We start from the raw sequence: 16,189 nt of genomic DNA on the forward strand, positions 1-16,189 counted from the left end.
TCCCGAACACGGAAGTTAAGCTTCTCAGCGCCGATGGTAGTTGGGACGCAAGTCCCTGTGAGAGTAGGACGCTGCCAGGCTGTGTTTTTTAACACATATAATATTATTATCGCGGGGTGGAGCAGTCCGGTAGCTCGTCGGGCTCATAACCCGAAGGTCGCAGGTTCAAATCCTGCCCCCGCAATTCGGTCTGGTAGTTCAGTTGGTTAGAATGCCTGCCTGTCACGCAGGAGGTCGCGGGTTCGAGTCCCGTCCAGACCGCCATTTATACGTAAAAACAAGCACGAAACAATGTTTCGGCTTTTTTTATGCCTATTTTTGTTTCATACATATATAATTACACCCTTAGGAAGCTTCCTAAGGTTTTTTTTGCACGTAATTAAGGTAAAATGAAGATATAGATATGGTAAGGTTAAAAGGTGATGCTATGAACCAATTTGAATGGAAGACAGCTAATGCGGAGGAAACTGGACATTTTGCCGCAAGATTGGCTGAGCTTTTGCAGCCGGGTGATGTGATAGCACTTGAGGGTGATTTGGGTGCAGGAAAAACCACCTTTACCCAGGGCTTGGCAAAAGGTTTAGATATACAAAAAACTGTTAACAGTCCAACTTTTACGATTATTAAAGAATATAAAGGCAAGCTGCCATTATATCATATGGATGTCTATCGGGTAGCAGATTCCATGGAAGACCTGGGCTTTGATGAATATTTTGAAGGCGATGGGGTTTCAGTGGTTGAGTGGGCTCATTTAATTGAAGACCAGCTGCCAGGGGAACTGCTGACTATTTATTTATATCGCGATCGGGAAGACCATAGAAGATTGGTATTGGTACCAAAAGGTGAGCGGTATGAGCAATTATGTAAGGAGATTTTGGCATGACCATTTTAGCAATTGATACGTCTAATTATGCCTTAGGAGTAGCACTTTTAGAAGAGAAAGAAGTACTCGGCGAGTACATAACAAATTTGAAAAAGAACCATTCTGTTCGGATCATGCCTGCCATTCAGACGTTAATGAAGGATTGCGAAAGGGTGCCGTCCGACTTAACAAAAATCGTCGTCGCCAAAGGCCCAGGATCTTATACAGGCGTTAGAATCGGCGTTACGATAGCAAAAACGCTAGCATGGACTTTAAACATTCCACTTGTTGGAATATCAAGCCTTGAAATTCTGGCAGCAGGGCCCGGGCGATATTTTGACGGGCTTATTTCCCCGATATTCGATGCGAGACGGGGACAGGTTTATACAGGTCTGTATCAAGTCGAGAATGGAGAGCTAAAAGTAATTGAGCCTGATCAATTAACAATGGCGGTTGACTGGGCAGGGAAGTTATCCGAATTGGGCAAACCGGTTCTATTTGTCGGCAATGATCTGTCAATTCACCGTGAAAGAATAACAGAGAGACTTGGTACTCAGGCCGTTTTTTCAAGCATAACAGAAAACAATCCCCGTCCGTCCGAGCTGGCCATGCTGGGAAAAGACAAACAAGGGGAAGACGTACACACCTTTGTCCCTAATTACATTCGGTTAGCAGAAGCGGAAGCAAAGTGGTTAGAGGCGCAAGGGAAAACTTTATAAAGATAAGGATAGAGAAAGATGGAAGATTCTTATGTTTTTCGCTACATGAGGGAAGAGGATATCGACCAAGTATTAGAGGTTGAGCATGCATCATTTACAACCCCGTGGAGCAGGGAAGCATTTTATAATGAAATGCACAATAATAACTTTGCTGTTTATATCGTCCTCGAACATGGAAATAAAATTATTGGCTATTGTGGAGTTTGGGTTGTTATTGATGAAGGTCATGTGACGAATGTCGCGATTCTTCCTGAATACCGCGGCAAAAAGCTTGGGGAGATGATGATGCGAAAGCTGATATCCGTCTGCCGTGAGAGGGGTGCAAGAAGCATGACCTTAGAGGTAAGGGTAACGAATCATGTCGCTCAGTCTCTTTATCGAAAATTGGGGTTTCAAAATGGCGGAATCCGGAAAAATTATTACTCAGATAATTTGGAGGATGCGCTGGTAATGTGGGTGAATTTATGAAAAAAGATCAGTTGATATTAGGAATTGAAACAAGCTGTGATGAAACGGCGGTGGCGATTATCAAAAATGGCCGAGAGATAACGGCCAATGTGGTTGCCTCGCAGATTGAAAGTCATAAACGGTTTGGCGGGGTCGTTCCGGAAATTGCCTCACGTCATCATGTTGAACAGATCACGGTCGTGATAGAAGAGGCATTAAAGCAGGCGAATCTATCATTTGCCGAAATTGATGCTGTTGCGGTAACGGAAGGGCCAGGTCTGGTGGGTGCCCTATTAATTGGCGTCAATGCCGCCAAAGCACTCGCGTTTGCTCATAATAAACCGCTTGTGCCAGTCCATCATATTGCCGGTCATATTTATGCAAACAGGCTGGTGACAGAGCTGAAATTCCCTTTGTTGGCTTTAGTGGTCTCAGGGGGCCATACGGAGCTTGTCTATATGAAAGAGCATGGACAATTTGAGGTAATTGGGGAAACAAGGGATGACGCAGCGGGGGAAGCCTATGATAAGGTTGCAAGAACGTTAAATCTGCCATATCCAGGCGGTCCGCATATTGACCGTTTGGCCCATGAAGGCAGTCCGACTATTGATTTGCCCCGAGCCTGGCTGGAGGAAGGCTCCTATGATTTTAGCTTTAGCGGCTTAAAATCAGCGGTCATTAATACGGTTCATAATGCCGAGCAGCGTGGTGAGACGATTGCTCCGGAGAATCTGGCCGCGAGCTTTCAGGAAAGTGTCATTGACGTATTGGTGACGAAGACCGTAAGAGCCGTTGCAGAATATGGTGTCAACCAAATATTATTGGCCGGAGGAGTAGCAGCCAATAAGGGGCTTCGAGCAGCCTTGGAAAAGGCATTTTCAGATAAAGTGGATGTTGAATTAGTCATTCCTCCATTATCCTTATGCACAGACAACGCAGCCATGATAGCCGCTGCCGGAAGTGTCATGTTTGAAAAGGGAATTCGAGCAGACTTATCACTAAACGCAATACCTGGATTGGATATAGAAACATATAACACCTGACCTTTCCTAACAAGGAAGGGTCTTTTTTAAGCTAATAAGAAAGTATAAACTTTCTGTCGAAAGCTTTATACTTCCTTAACGCATAAGTGCAACTACGCCTCTGTCTTCGCCCTTAGGGGCTCGCCAATCGGCGAGTTTTCTTTATAAAAAAATCTAATTAAACGTTTGATTGATTTGGTTGATAAACTAATCAAACGTTTAATTGATATGGGCAATAAACTAATCAAACGATTGATTGAAAACGGCAAATGCTTAAAATATAGGCATTTTAAGAGTTAAACAAACATTTGATTAAATTTTGGCTAATATAAAAATAGCAATTTTGTGGATAAAATTTTTTTGAAAAAGTGGAAAATTCAAATGACTTGTGGATAATTCAGTGGGTAATGTTGATAATGTGGATAAATAGACGTTTTTTTGTGGATAATGTGGAAAAGTTAATTGGATAACTGAAATAATGGCATTTACAATGTGAATAATTCTGTGGAAAATTAGGCCTTTTGGATTACAAGCACATTAAAAAACCGGACTCCAGCAGTCCGGTTATCCACATTATTCTGCCAGTTCGGCCCATTCTTCCATTAATTCGTCAAGCTCGGCCTTAGCCTTTTCATTTTTTAAATTAATCTCTAAAACCTTTTCATGGTCCTGAAAAACTTCTGGCTCGCATAATTGCTGTTCATAATTCTGAATCTCTTCTTCAAGCTCTGAAATGCGTTCCTCGATTTCTTCCAATTTGCGTTTTCTCTGGCGTTCCAGTTTTTTAGTTTCTTTATCCTGTTGATAACTGTTTTTTTCAGCAGGCTCTAAAGCAGAAACCTTCTTCTGGGAGGCAGCCAATGCAAGTGCCGTAAGTTCCTCCTGCTCCAGCTTTTTATCCACATAATAATCGTAGTCGCCGAGGTATTCAGTGCTGCCCTCGGGGCTCAATTCTAGTACCTTAGTTGCGATTCTGTTAATAAAATAACGGTCGTGTGAGACAAACAAAATAGTACCTGGATAATCAATTAAGGCATTCTCAAGTACTTCCTTGCTGTCCAAATCCAAATGGTTGGTAGGTTCGTCCAATATTAATAAATTTGCTTTCTCGAGCATTAGCTTGGCAAGGGCTAGGCGGGCTTTTTCGCCGCCGCTTAAGGACAAAACGTTTTTAAGCACATCATCACCGGAAAATAAAAAATTCCCAAGCACCGTGCGGATTTCCTTTTCCGGTTTAAGTGGATATTCATCCCATAGTTCGTTTAAGACCCGTTTATTGGAAGTTAGGTTGGCTTGTTCCTGATCGTAATACCCGATGGACAAATTGGTTCCGTATTGAATAGTTCCAGCCAAAGCGGGAAGCTTTTTAATAATTGTTTTTAAAAGGGTCGACTTCCCGATTCCGTTAGGGCCGACAAGGGCAATGCTGTCGCCTTTATACACACGAAAGGAAATATCCTTGGAAACCTTCTCGCCATCATAGCCGACAGCTAGTGAATCAACAATCAACACATCATTGCCGCTTTGCTTCTCAATTTCAAATGAGAAGGAAGCGGATTTTTCATCGCCTAATGGCCGGTCCATGATTTCTATTTTTTCAAGCTTCTTCCTCCGGCTTTGCGCCCTCTTAGTAGTAGTGGCCCTTGCGATGTTGCGCTGGATGAAATCCTTTAAGGCGGCAATTTCCTCCTGCTGCTTTTCATAAACCTTCATGTCGCGTTCATAATTGGCCGCTTTCTGATCAAGATAAGAGCTATAATTTCCGGTAAATCGCTGAATTTGACGGCGCGATAGTTCATACACCTCTGTAACGACTTTATCCAAAAAATAGCGGTCATGCGAAACAATTAAAATAGCGCCAGCGTAGCCCTGCAGATATTGCTCAAGCCAGGAAAGGGTTTCGATATCCAAGTGGTTGGTAGGCTCGTCCAGAATTAAAATATCAGGTCTTGTCAGCAGCAGCTTGCCGAGCGCAAGACGCGTTTTTTGTCCGCCGCTTAGACTTGAAATCATTAACGTAGTATCAGAAAAATTTAATCCATGCAAGACAGAGCGGATATCGGCTTCATACTGATAGCCGCCCTGCTCTTTAAATTGAACTTGCAGTTCATCATATTCCTTTAATACCTTTTCATATTTTCCTGGGTCCCCGAAAACAGCAGGATTGGCCATTTGTTCTTCCAGCTTCCGGAGCGATTTTTCCATCGCCTGAAGATGCTCGAAAACCGTCAGCATTTCCTCCCAGATGGACAAATGGGACTCTAAACCCGTATTTTGCGCCAAATAACCAATGGTAGCATCCTTTGGTTTAATGATTTCGCCGCCGTCATAGCCCATTTCTCCGGCGATTATTTTCAATAATGTTGATTTCCCAGCTCCGTTACGGCCGACTAAAGCAACACGGTCACGGGATTGTAATTCCAGTTTTATATTCGATAAAATAAGTTCAGCACCATAATATTTTTGTAGTTGGTTAACCTGTAATAAAATCATCTTTTTCACCTCTATTACCTTACGACTAGTGTACCGTATTACCCGGAAGTCGGCAATGAAGTGAAATTTTTTAATGGAATGATAAAAAAATATACTGTTAGTTCAAAGTTTCACACACATAGACAAAAAAATAATGTATTATTTTTTGTAGGAGGATTTTCTTTATGGCTGAATTTACTCATTTTAATGAAGAAGGCCGGGCCAAGATGGTCGATGTCAGCGATAAGCCGGAAACGGCACGCACGGCGATAGCCCAGTCAAGCATATCCGTATGCACTGAAATTTATGAAAAAATTACAAACCACGAAATGAAAAAGGGCGATGTCTTAGCAGTTGCCCAGGTTGCTGCAGTGATGGCAGCGAAAAAGACATGGGATATCATTCCAATGTGCCACCCGATTCCATTGACAGGTATCAATATTAGTTTTTCGTGGGAGCAGGCCGGGCAGGAACAATATACACTGCATATTGCTGCATCAGTGAAAACCAAAGGCAGTACGGGGGTTGAGATGGAAGCGCTAACAGCCGCCTCTGTTTGTGCCCTGACCGTCTATGATATGTGTAAGGCAGTTGATAAAGGGATGGTGATTGGACCAACCTTTCTGGTGGAAAAAACCGGCGGCAAAAACGGTGATTTTAGAAGAGAAATCTAATATATCCATTAAAATTGAAGGGTGGGAGAAATATGTCCAATGAAACGATGAAAATACCACAGGCAACAGCAAAGCGTCTGCCCTTATATTATCGATTTTTACAAAACCTTCATTCTTCTGGCAAGCAGAGGGTGTCATCTGCAGAATTGAGTGAAGCAGTAAAGGTGGACTCGGCCACTATTCGCAGGGATTTCTCTTATTTCGGGGCCCTTGGGAAAAAGGGGTACGGCTATAACGTAAACTATTTGTTATCGTTTTTCCGGAAAACACTTGATCAAGATGAATTAACAAAGGTAGCGTTAATCGGGGTGGGTAATCTCGGCACAGCCTTTTTACACTACAATTTTTTAAAAAATAATAATACAAAAATCGCTTGTGCCTTCGATGTGGACCCCGGAAAAATTGGCGGTTCGATAGGCGATGTTCCCGTTTATTCGATGGACGATATAGAACAGTATTTGATTGAGGAAAATATTTCGGTGGCGATTTTGACGGTGCCGGCCCCGGTTGCACAGCAGATTACAGACAAGCTTGTGAAAACGAATGTAAAAGGGATTTTAAACTTTACACCAGCGAGACTGAATGTACCTTCATCGATCCGCGTGCATCATATTGACCTGGCGGTGGAGCTGCAATCACTTGTTTACTTTTTAAAGCATTATCCAAACCACGAAGTAGAAGAATAAATAATCAATGGGCTTCTCGCCAAAATGGTGAGAGGCCCATTTTTCGTTTGGAAACATTTTTCCTAAACAGATCACTATACAAAGGGAGTTGAAGCGGGTAAAATGATTACACGAGTAATTATCGTAATCCAATAGGAAAGGTTGGAATTAAAATGACAGAAAAAGTTCGTTCAATCCCACGGCCGCTTGTGAAAACAAACCAGTGGACGATTGTTTTAAGTGTTGTGTTAACATGGTTATCCGGACAGGAATGGTTTTTGTTAGTGCCGTTTGTTGCCGGTATGTCTGGTCTTTTATTCGGATTTAATCCGATTATGCAAATAGCAAAACTATTTTTAAGAAAGGACCCAAAGGCTTATATCCCTGAGGATTGGGAGCAGCAGCAATTTAATCAAAAAATTGCCGTATCGTGTTTGGGAATTGGATTTGTAGGATTCCTGCTGGGATGGAATGGTGTTGGCTATGTGTTCACGATTCTTGTCGCGGTGGCTGCCTTTGTGGCAATTCTAGGTTTTTGCATCGGATGCTTTATTTATTTTCAGTGGAACCAATACCGTTATAGAAGGGCGCAGCAATAAAGATATCTTTTTATGAGGTCTGATTAGTTCGGCCTTTTTTTTGTTTTCTACTTATATTTGACGCTGCCATATCCTTACATTTAAAATTAAATTGAAAATTATGAATTATCATTCATGAGGAGAGTGGCGTTTTTATGAAGCTTGTTTCCCAAGAGACAGAAGCGAAAGGAAAAAATTCTTACAGCTTTGATGAATTTCTCGAAAAACGTGACAACCTTGATTGGTATCGTGATGAACCGTTTTTACAAAAAGCGGTTAAGAAATTTACGGGTTCTCAGCACAGCCAAGTCCACGAAAAACTATTATCCTTTTCGCCAACAGTATCTGCAAAATGGAACCGGTTAGCTGAAAGAATTGCCAGGCCGGAAGTCCGCCCCTACATGCTTCACTTTGATGCTTTTAATAATCGGATTGACCGGATTGTCCGTCCTCAAGAAGTTCATCAATTAGAGAATGAAATTTTCGGAGAAGGTCTTTTTTCCAGAAATATGACACCTTGGGAAAGCTTTGTGAAAAGAATGCTAATTCACCAGCTGGGTGAGGCGGGAGTAACCTGTCCGCTTACTTGTACACATGGTTTAGTGGCTTTGCTTGACCAGTTTCCGGATGAGGATTATCCAGAACTTCAAGATATATTAAATCATACAAAAGAAGGGCTAAATGGCGAATTTGCCATTGGCGCTCAATTTATGACAGAAATCCAGGGTGGTTCTGATTTGCCGGCCAATGTTTTGGAAGCGGTTCCGGAAGGCAAGTGTTATCGTTTGTATGGGAATAAGTTTTTCTGTTCTGCGGCTCATGCCGATTATTCGGTGGTAACGGCAAAAATATCGGGAACTGACAAAGTTTCGACATTTATCGTACCATCCTGGCTTCCGGGGGATAAGGAGAAGGAGAAACGCAACGGGTACGAGATTAATCGGATCAAATGGAAGCTTGGCACAGCCGAGCTGCCAACAGGGGAGATTCAATATAAGGGGGCGCGCGCCTATCCAATCGGTCCAAAGGATAAGGGGATTGCAGTTGCAGTCGGAATTGTATTGACCTTGTCGCGGTTGGAAATTGGAATTGCCTGTGCTGGGTTTATGCTGAGGGCCTCTCGGGAGGCAAATTTGTACAGTGATTTCCGAAGTGTTTTTGGAAAGAAGGTAAAAGACTATCCACTCGCAGCAAGCAAGTTGAAACGACTCCAGCATGCCGCTGAGCGAACGACGGCGGGGGCATTCAAAATCTATAATCTTTTCTTGCAGCTGGATAAGCCGCTTAATCCAGGAATTAAATCGGACCATCCAATTGAAGTTAGGAAAAAGTTATTTAATCTGCGTGAACTTGTCTTGCTGCAGAAAATCTGTGCAACGAATGAGGGGGCGGAAATTTTACGGGAGGCTATCTCCGTGTTTGCTGGTCATGGAGTGATGGAGGAATTTTCGTCGCTGCCGCGTATCTTCCGCGATGTGGTCGTAAACGAACAGTGGGAGGGACCGCGTAATCTGCTTCTAACGCAAATCTACCGCGATTTGGCCAGGGTTTCTGATTGGTATTCACCTGCCGAGTTTGTGGCTAGCGTATTGGAAGGTGCACCGATAGAATCTATTAAAAAGTTCTCCGAACAGCTTGAAGACTTATTACAACGACCGGTTTTAGGAGAAGTAAGCGAGGCCTCGATGGAAGCCGCTGCCGAATGGGATTTATTCTGTGATTCATTCTTTAAAACTTATCAGCAGATTGCGCTAAAGGAAATCGAAGATTAATAAGAATGAGGCTGTTTAAATGTGACAGCCTCATTTTTTCATTTGCCCCTTATACTTAAAATGAAAAACAATCATCTTTAAGGCTGACCCAAAATCAAAGGTGGCGAGGATGACCAAAAGGTAGCTGAAGAAGCCCCAGCCATTATTTTGGACATCATCGATAGCAAAATAGGTGAACAGGGCACCAAGTATTAAATAAATCAAACCAGAAAACAAAGGTGAACGTTTCATAGAAATCCTCCGATAAAGTTTTGAACTGCCTCTGCCTCACGCATCAGCCGCTCAATGTCATCCTTATAAACCGACTGAACAAGGACGACCATCGTGTTCATGGATACATGGGCGAAAATCGGCACCAGGATGCGTTTGGTTTTTACATAAAGAAAAGCAAAGGTAAAGCCCATCGCCGAGTAAATAAGCAGATGCTCAGGCTCCATATGGACAAGCGCAAAGACCACCGAGCTGATTAGGGCAGAAATAAAGAAATTAAACCGTTTATAAAAAGCCCCAAAGATAATTTTCCGAAACACAATTTCTTCTAAAATAGGGCCGATAATACTCGTTACAAGAATGGCCAAAGGAAAGGCATTAATGATCGTGAGGATTTCCTGTGTATTTTTAGAGCCCAATTCAATCCCAATAAGGCGCTCAATGATGGCAGCCGTATATTGGGCAAATAGGGCAAGGAAAACCCCTAAAATCGCCCACTTTATCGAATGACCGATTGAAGTGTTTCTTTCACTATGGACCCCAGGCTTCATTTCTTTTCTTAGGATAACAAGAATGATGAGAAAGGCAAGGGTGAAACTTGTGATTAGCCAAACCGGTACCACAAATTCCTGCCTCCATCCAAAAAGGCGAAATCCAAACATAAATGCAGGAATCCCGGCAAAGCTGGAAAGCTGCATGGCAATATAAACAATAAGGACAATCCAGTATTCCCTTTTCAAGTCAAAACTCCTTTTCCATCTATTTTTTCCAATCGAAATGTAATCAATCACTATTCTTCATTCTACCTTTAATGACAAATTAGTTTCAATTTTGAATGCCTGCTTTGAAAAGAATTGAATAGAAATATGGATTTTATCCATACTTTATAAGGTGGAAAAAAAGGGTAACTTTTTTTAATAAATTTTATGCATCAGACTTGCAAAAGATTTTTAGATTGATTATTATAATAATTGTGTTAGCACTCATCATAGTCGAGTGCTAATAAATGACCGAATAACACATATTTGAGGAGGTTGTTTGAATGTTAAGACCATTAGGTGATCGCATTATCATCGAACTCGTTGAATCAGAAGAAAAAACTGCAAGCGGTATCGTATTACCGGATACAGCAAAGGAAAAGCCTCAAGAAGGAAAAGTTGTAGCTGTAGGTACTGGCCGTGTGCTTGACAATGGCGAGCGCGTAGCTGTTGAAGTTTCTGAAGGCGACCGCATCATCTTCTCAAAATACGCTGGTACTGAAGTGAAATACCAAGGTACTGAATACTTAATTTTACGTGAAAGCGACATCCTTGCTGTAGTTGGAGAATAAGAAAAATAACTAGCTTTAATTATAAGAGGAGGTTTTTTAACAATGGCTAAAGAGATTAAGTTTAGTGAAGACGCTCGCCGCGCAATGCTTCGCGGTGTTGATACACTTGCAGATGCAGTTAAAGTTACTCTTGGACCTAAAGGACGCAACGTGGTTCTTGAGAAAAAATTCGGTTCACCATTAATCACAAACGACGGTGTAACCATCGCTAAAGAAATCGAACTTGAAGATGCATTTGAAAACATGGGTGCAAAGCTTGTTGCTGAAGTAGCAAGCAAAACAAACGATGTTGCCGGTGACGGTACAACAACTGCAACAGTTCTTGCTCAAGCGATGATTCGCGAAGGCTTAAAGAACGTAACTGCAGGTGCTAACCCAATGGGCATCCGCAAAGGGATCGAAAAAGCAGTTACTGCTGCTGTAGCAGAGCTTAAAGCTATTTCTAAACCAATTGAAGGCAAAGAGTCGATCGCTCAAGTTGCCGCTATTTCTTCTGATGACAAAGAAGTTGGCCAATTAATCGCTGAAGCAATGGAGCGCGTTGGCAACGACGGCGTTATTACAATCGAAGAATCTAAAGGCTTCACTACTGAATTGGATGTAGTTGAAGGTATGCAATTTGACCGTGGCTATGCTTCCCCATACATGGTTACAAATACTGACAAAATGGAAGCTATCTTAGACAATCCATTTGTATTAATCACTGATAAGAAGATCACAAGCATTCAGGAAATCCTGCCTGTTCTTGAGCAAGTGGTACAGCAAGGAAAGCCATTATTGCTGATTGCTGAAGATGTTGAAGGTGAAGCACTTGCAACTTTAGTACTGAACAAGCTTCGTGGTACTTTCAATGCTGTTGCTGTTAAAGCTCCTGGCTTTGGTGACCGCCGTAAGGCAATGCTTGAAGATATCGCTGCTCTAACTGGTGCTGAAGTGATCACTGAAGAACTTGGCCGTGACCTTAAGTCCGCAACAATTCAATCTTTAGGACGCGCTGCTAAAATCGTTGTCACAAAAGAAAACACAACAATTGTTGAAGGTGCAGGAAGCACTGAAGCAATCCAAGGTCGCGTTAATCAAATCCGCGTTCAATTAGAAGAAACTACTTCTGAATTTGACAAGGAAAAATTACAAGAGCGTCTTGCTAAATTGGCTGGCGGTGTAGCAGTGATCAAAGTTGGTGCTGCAACTGAAACAGAATTAAAAGAGCGTAAGCTTCGTATCGAAGACGCATTAAACGCAACTCGTGCTGCAGTTGAAGAAGGTATCGTATCCGGCGGTGGTGTTGCCCTTCTTAACGTATACAGCAAAGTGGCTGAGCTTCAAGCTGAAGGCGACGAGCAAACAGGTATCAACATCGTTTTACGTGCGATGGAAGAGCCAGTCCGCACAATCGCTACCAACGCTGGTCTTGAAGGATCTGTTATCGTTGAGCGCTTAAAGCATGAAGCAGTAGGTACAGGCTTCAACGCTGCCAGCGGCCAATGGGTAAACATGATCGAAGCTGGTATCGTTGACCCAACTAAGGTTACTCGTTCTGCACTTCAAAACGCAGCCTCTGTTGCGGCTATGTTCTTAACAACTGAAGCAGTTGTAGCTGACAAGCCAGAACCAGCTGGTGCAGGCATGGGTATGCCTGACATGGGCGGTATGGGTGGAATGGGCGGCATGATGTAATATCAGCCCCAATATCTAGGGTTTGAATAAATAACATGATTGGAAGCTTCTCGTAAGTTGAGCAAACTTATGGGAAGCTTCTTTTTCCATTTCTTGTGTTACAATGGAAATATAGTTTTCGTTTCAGAACATGAGAGTGGGGGGATCGGAAAAAATGAACACTATTCTTACATACTTTGTTTCCCTGTTCGTGATTGTGATCTCAGTATTTACAACTCTTTATATTAAGTCTGAACTAGAGCGGGTGTTACATGAAAAAACAGATACTGTCCCTTTCCATATTTGTAATATAGTAATCATTTTAATGGCTTCTCTTTTGGCTCATGCTGTAATGGCTAAATACGTTATTGGGACTGAATTTGATGTAATTCTGCAATTGGTCATCCACGTATGCATGATCCTCCCAATTTATATATTAGGTCATTTCGGAATTGAAAAATATAAATCAATATACCGAAAATACATGACCACCGAACACCGGAAAGTGGTAGTACTTAACGAAAAGTACTTAAAAAAGAAAAAGCGGTTTACAAAATTAAATAACTATAATGCCATTTCTAAGGAAAAACAAAGAAAACGATACTATCATAAATAATCAATTGCAAAAACCACTTCCTATAGCCAACTAGGAAGTGGTTTTGTTGTTGTTATTACGAATTCTTACCTGTCTTTGCTACTTTCATCGCCTCTTTAATATACTCAGCCGATTGATGCAGCCATTCCATTTCTTGAGAATCAATTGAAATTTCCAATTGCTGCTCCACACCATTTCTGCCGACGATGCATGGCATACTTAAGGCAACATCGCCATCATAGCCATATTGTCCGTGTAAGGTGGTGCAAACAGGATACACACTGCGTTCATCCAGCATAACCGCCTTAGCTAGTGTAACTGCGGCCTGTGCAACACCGGCATTGGTCCACCCTTTACCATTTAACACATCAAAGGCTGCCTTTACCACCTGCTGCTTAACTCTCTCACGACTTAATGGTTCTTTACCTTGAAAAACTTGGTCTAATTCTTTTTCGCCGAATCCTTGCACGTTTAAGCGGCTTAATACTGGGAAAGCGGTATGGCCGTGTTCGCCCATCATATAACCTGTTACGCTTTTTGGATCGATGTCATAATTGTCGGCAATGATTTTACGAAGGCGGGCGGAATCAAGCATCGTGCCGGTTCCAAATACCCGTCCCTTCGGATAGCCGAATTCATTTTCTGCTATGTAGACCATAGTATCTAACGGATTTGTAATCAAAATAATGATGGCGTCTTTTGTATATTTCGTGATTCCCGTCATGACTTCACGAATGACCTCTGCATTAACAGCTGCCAACTGGGCTCTGTCCGGCATCTTATCATCTTCGCTTTTCAGCATACTCGGGCCGGCAGCGCAGATAATCACGTCCGCATCGGCACATTCGGAATAATCACCGGAACGGACCGTTGTGTTCGACATATAGGTAAGAGAGGTTGCATGCGCTTGGTCGAGCGCTTCACCAAAAGCAACATCCTTATAGCTATCAATGACTGCAATTTCCGCAAATAATCCTAATTTCATGGCATCTGCCAGAACATATGAGCCGACATGGCCCACTCCTACAACAACTAACTTATTTCTTTTCATTGGTTAACCTCCTAAACAATCAATGTAATTATTTTATCACAATAGGGAAAATAGTTTTTATTTTTTGTTAATTTACTAACTTCTGCCTCATTTCGCTCAATATATATCTTTGTTTGTAAATTTCTTTTGAAAATAAAATAAAAAAAACCAAGAAAATAGGACTATGAAAAATTAGGATAATTTCCCGTTGATTAAAGAAATAACCCCATTTATTGAGGAACATCCATCCATTTATCATCTGAAAGTCTAATTATTATAAAATGGGGATATTCGCCGTAATATCCATCTATTTACATATCTTTATACGCCATTAACAAATGCCAAATATAATCAAATTTGTGGTTCAGAATTTTAATCCTGAGAGGAGAAAAATCATGACAAATGAGAGAGCATTGGACGAACTAGTAAGGAAGTTTACCGAAGATAGTATGAAGAAAAATATTGACCGCCGCAGTTTCCTTCATGGAGCCGGCAAAATAGCGGGGGTGTCCCTGGGACTTGCCATTGCTAATTCATTGGGCGGATTTAAGGTAGAAGCTGCTCCAAATTTCAGTGTCTATCCATTTACCCTTGGTGTTGCTTCTGGCGATCCCCTGTCAGACAGCGTCGTTTTGTGGACAAGACTAGCTCCGGATCCATTGAATGGCGGAGGAATGCCGTCTCATGTCGTTCCGGTCAATTGGGAGCTTGCTACTGATGAAAACTTCCGCAACGTCATCGGGCGGGGAACAGAACATGCTTCACCTAGTCTCGGACACTCTGTTCACGTTGAAGTGAGCGGCCTAAAGGCCAATACGGTTTATTATTACCGTTTCAAGTGTGGAAATGAACTAAGCCCTGTTGGAAAAACAAAGACACTTCCTGCAGCAGGTGCCAGTGTAGCAAGCATGACATTCGCATTCGCTTCCTGCCAGCAGTTTGAACACGGCTATTATACGGCCTACAAGCATTTGGCCAAAGAGGACCTAGATCTTGTGTTCCATCTCGGAGATTACATATATGAATACGGCACAAATGAATATCTTTCGCCAACGGGTAATGTCCGTGCCCATCAAGGTGACGAAATAATCACTCTTGAAGACTACCGCAACCGCTATGCCCAGTATCGTTCCGATGAACACCTCAGAGCAGCGCATGCTGCATTCCCTTGGGTGGTGACATGGGATGACCATGAAGTGGAAAACAATTACGCAAATATTACTCCTGAAAAAGGGCAGTCTGTTGAAGCATTTATCAAGCGTCGTGCTGCTGCTTATCAGGCTTATTACGAGCATATGCCGCTTCGCAAGTCGCAGTTTCCTCAAGAAGGCGGCATGCAATTATACCGGGATTTCGCTTATGGTGATTTGGCAAACTTCCTTGTCCTTGATACACGCCAGTACCGTGATGACCAGGCGAATGGCGATGGATCGAAAGCTCATACACCTGAATCCTTAGATCCAAAACGGACTCTTCTTGGTGCTCAACAGGAACAATGGCTGTTTGACAATCTAGGAAACTCGAAATCTCATTGGAACGTTCTTGCTCAGCAGATTTTCTTTGCACAGCGCAAATCTGCAAGTACTCCGCCGAAGTTCAGCATGGATTCATGGGACGGCTATCCGGCCCAACGCCAACGTGTGACAGATTTTATTGCCGGCAAGAACATGGATAACGTAATTGTTCTTACAGGAGATGTTCATGCAAGCTGGGCTAGCAACCTGACTACTGATTATAACAATCCTGATGCTCCAATTTTTGGCGCCGAGTTTGTCGGGACTTCGATTACTTCCGGTGGAAACGGCTCCGATTTGCGTGCTGACACGGCGAAAACTTTAGCGGACAACCCGCACATCAAATTCTTTAATAATTACCGCGGTTACGTTCGCTGCCAGGTCACTCCAGAACAATGGCGCGCCGATTATCGTGTCGTTCCATTCGTGACCGAGCTGGGAGCAGATATTTCAACAAGAGCATCATTTGTTTATGAGAAAGACGAGAACGGGCTTAAGGAAATAGCAACCACTACGGTGCCTATGGGTGTCCAAATGTCTGCAGAAGTGGAAGAAGACCGCCACCGTGCCCACGCCCGTGCGCATGAAATTCAATTGGAGAAAAAGCGCAAAAAAGAAGCCGTTCCTAATTAAATCAAACAGA

At 42.5% G+C, this 16,189-nt stretch carries 16 protein-coding genes and 2 tRNA genes; 14 read left to right on the forward strand and 4 right to left on the reverse strand.

Features of this window, described 5'->3' with window-relative positions:
* The first annotated feature begins 110 nt into the window (after positions 1–110).
* From ACFPA1_RS13735 to tsaD, 6 genes are all read left to right on the forward strand, one after another.
* A tRNA-Met gene (locus tag ACFPA1_RS13735) sits at positions 111–184 on the forward strand.
* Between the two features lie 3 nt (positions 185–187).
* Positions 188–264, forward strand: a tRNA-Asp gene (locus tag ACFPA1_RS13740).
* A 163-nt stretch (positions 265–427) separates the two neighbouring features.
* A complete protein-coding gene (gene tsaE / locus ACFPA1_RS13745) occupies positions 428–883 on the forward strand; it encodes a tRNA (adenosine(37)-N6)-threonylcarbamoyltransferase complex ATPase subunit type 1 TsaE (protein ID WP_213148378.1) in 456 nt (151 codons plus the stop codon).
* On the forward strand, positions 880–1,581 hold the full coding sequence (gene tsaB / locus ACFPA1_RS13750) for a tRNA (adenosine(37)-N6)-threonylcarbamoyltransferase complex dimerization subunit type 1 TsaB (RefSeq protein ID WP_378583717.1): 702 nt from the start codon (positions 880–882) through the stop codon (positions 1,579–1,581). Before tsaE ends, tsaB begins: the two co-directional genes overlap by 4 nt.
* An 18-nt stretch (positions 1,582–1,599) precedes the next feature.
* Positions 1,600–2,049 (forward strand): ribosomal protein S18-alanine N-acetyltransferase, encoded by a 450-nt coding sequence (rimI, locus tag ACFPA1_RS13755; protein ID WP_378583720.1) that lies wholly within the window; start codon positions 1,600–1,602, stop codon positions 2,047–2,049.
* On the forward strand, positions 2,046–3,071 hold the full coding sequence (gene tsaD / locus ACFPA1_RS13760) for a tRNA (adenosine(37)-N6)-threonylcarbamoyltransferase complex transferase subunit TsaD (protein ID WP_378583722.1): 1,026 nt from the start codon (positions 2,046–2,048) through the stop codon (positions 3,069–3,071). Before rimI ends, tsaD begins: the two co-directional genes overlap by 4 nt.
* Positions 3,072–3,623: 552 nt before the next feature.
* Here the strand turns inward: tsaD and ACFPA1_RS13765 are convergent.
* Positions 3,624–5,543 (reverse strand): ABC-F family ATP-binding cassette domain-containing protein, encoded by a 1,920-nt coding sequence (locus tag ACFPA1_RS13765; protein WP_378583725.1) that lies wholly within the window; start codon positions 5,541–5,543, stop codon positions 3,624–3,626.
* 164 nt (positions 5,544–5,707) lie between these two features.
* Here ACFPA1_RS13765 and moaC point away from each other — a divergent pair, with 164 nt between their 5' ends.
* From moaC to ACFPA1_RS13785, 4 genes are all read left to right on the forward strand, one after another.
* Complete coding sequence (moaC, locus tag ACFPA1_RS13770) at positions 5,708–6,196, forward strand: cyclic pyranopterin monophosphate synthase MoaC (protein WP_378583726.1); 489 nt, start codon at positions 5,708–5,710, stop codon at positions 6,194–6,196.
* Positions 6,197–6,228: 32 nt separating this feature from the next.
* A complete protein-coding gene (locus tag ACFPA1_RS13775) occupies positions 6,229–6,882 on the forward strand; it encodes a redox-sensing transcriptional repressor Rex (RefSeq protein ID WP_213148372.1) in 654 nt (217 codons plus the stop codon).
* A 152-nt stretch (positions 6,883–7,034) separates the two neighbouring features.
* Complete coding sequence (locus ACFPA1_RS13780) at positions 7,035–7,460, forward strand: DUF4395 domain-containing protein (protein ID WP_378583729.1); 426 nt, start codon at positions 7,035–7,037, stop codon at positions 7,458–7,460.
* Positions 7,461–7,594: 134 nt separating this feature from the next.
* On the forward strand, positions 7,595–9,211 hold the full coding sequence (locus ACFPA1_RS13785) for an acyl-CoA dehydrogenase family protein (RefSeq protein ID WP_378583731.1): 1,617 nt from the start codon (positions 7,595–7,597) through the stop codon (positions 9,209–9,211).
* A 30-nt stretch (positions 9,212–9,241) separates the two neighbouring features.
* Here ACFPA1_RS13785 and ACFPA1_RS13790 read toward each other — a convergent pair whose 3' ends face one another.
* The gene (locus ACFPA1_RS13790; protein ID WP_213148369.1) at positions 9,242–9,442 is read right to left on the reverse strand and encodes a YdiK family protein; all 201 of its coding nucleotides are present in this window, start codon (positions 9,440–9,442) and stop codon (positions 9,242–9,244) included.
* A complete protein-coding gene (locus ACFPA1_RS13795; RefSeq protein ID WP_378583734.1) occupies positions 9,439–10,161 on the reverse strand; it encodes a CPBP family intramembrane glutamic endopeptidase in 723 nt (240 codons plus the stop codon). Before ACFPA1_RS13795 ends, ACFPA1_RS13790 begins: the two co-directional genes overlap by 4 nt.
* A gap of 302 nt (positions 10,162–10,463) precedes the next feature.
* Here ACFPA1_RS13795 and groES point away from each other — a divergent pair, with 302 nt between their 5' ends.
* The 3 genes from groES to ACFPA1_RS13810 all read left to right on the forward strand — a co-directional run bounded on the left by groES (position 10,464) and on the right by ACFPA1_RS13810 (position 13,023).
* Positions 10,464–10,751, forward strand: a complete 288-nt coding sequence (gene groES / locus ACFPA1_RS13800; RefSeq protein ID WP_213148367.1) for a co-chaperone GroES — start codon at positions 10,464–10,466, stop codon at positions 10,749–10,751.
* A gap of 42 nt (positions 10,752–10,793) precedes the next feature.
* A complete protein-coding gene (groL, locus tag ACFPA1_RS13805) occupies positions 10,794–12,428 on the forward strand; it encodes a chaperonin GroEL (protein WP_378583736.1) in 1,635 nt (544 codons plus the stop codon).
* Between the two features lie 154 nt (positions 12,429–12,582).
* On the forward strand, positions 12,583–13,023 hold the full coding sequence (locus tag ACFPA1_RS13810; protein WP_378583738.1) for a hypothetical protein: 441 nt from the start codon (positions 12,583–12,585) through the stop codon (positions 13,021–13,023).
* 55 nt (positions 13,024–13,078) lie between these two features.
* Here ACFPA1_RS13810 and ACFPA1_RS13815 read toward each other — a convergent pair whose 3' ends face one another.
* Positions 13,079–14,053 carry an L-lactate dehydrogenase gene (locus ACFPA1_RS13815; protein ID WP_378583741.1) on the reverse strand — a complete coding sequence of 325 codons (975 nt, stop codon included), beginning with the start codon at positions 14,051–14,053 and terminating at the stop codon, positions 13,079–13,081.
* A gap of 374 nt (positions 14,054–14,427) precedes the next feature.
* Here ACFPA1_RS13815 and ACFPA1_RS13820 point away from each other — a divergent pair, with 374 nt between their 5' ends.
* A complete protein-coding gene (locus ACFPA1_RS13820; protein WP_213148363.1) occupies positions 14,428–16,179 on the forward strand; it encodes an alkaline phosphatase D family protein in 1,752 nt (583 codons plus the stop codon).
* Positions 16,180–16,189: the final 10 nt, after the last annotated feature.

The sequence above is a fragment of the Neobacillus sp. GCM10023253 genome (genome assembly GCF_042653105.1).
Taxonomy (GTDB): Bacteria; Bacillota; Bacilli; order Bacillales; family Cytobacillaceae; genus Neobacillus; species Neobacillus citreus.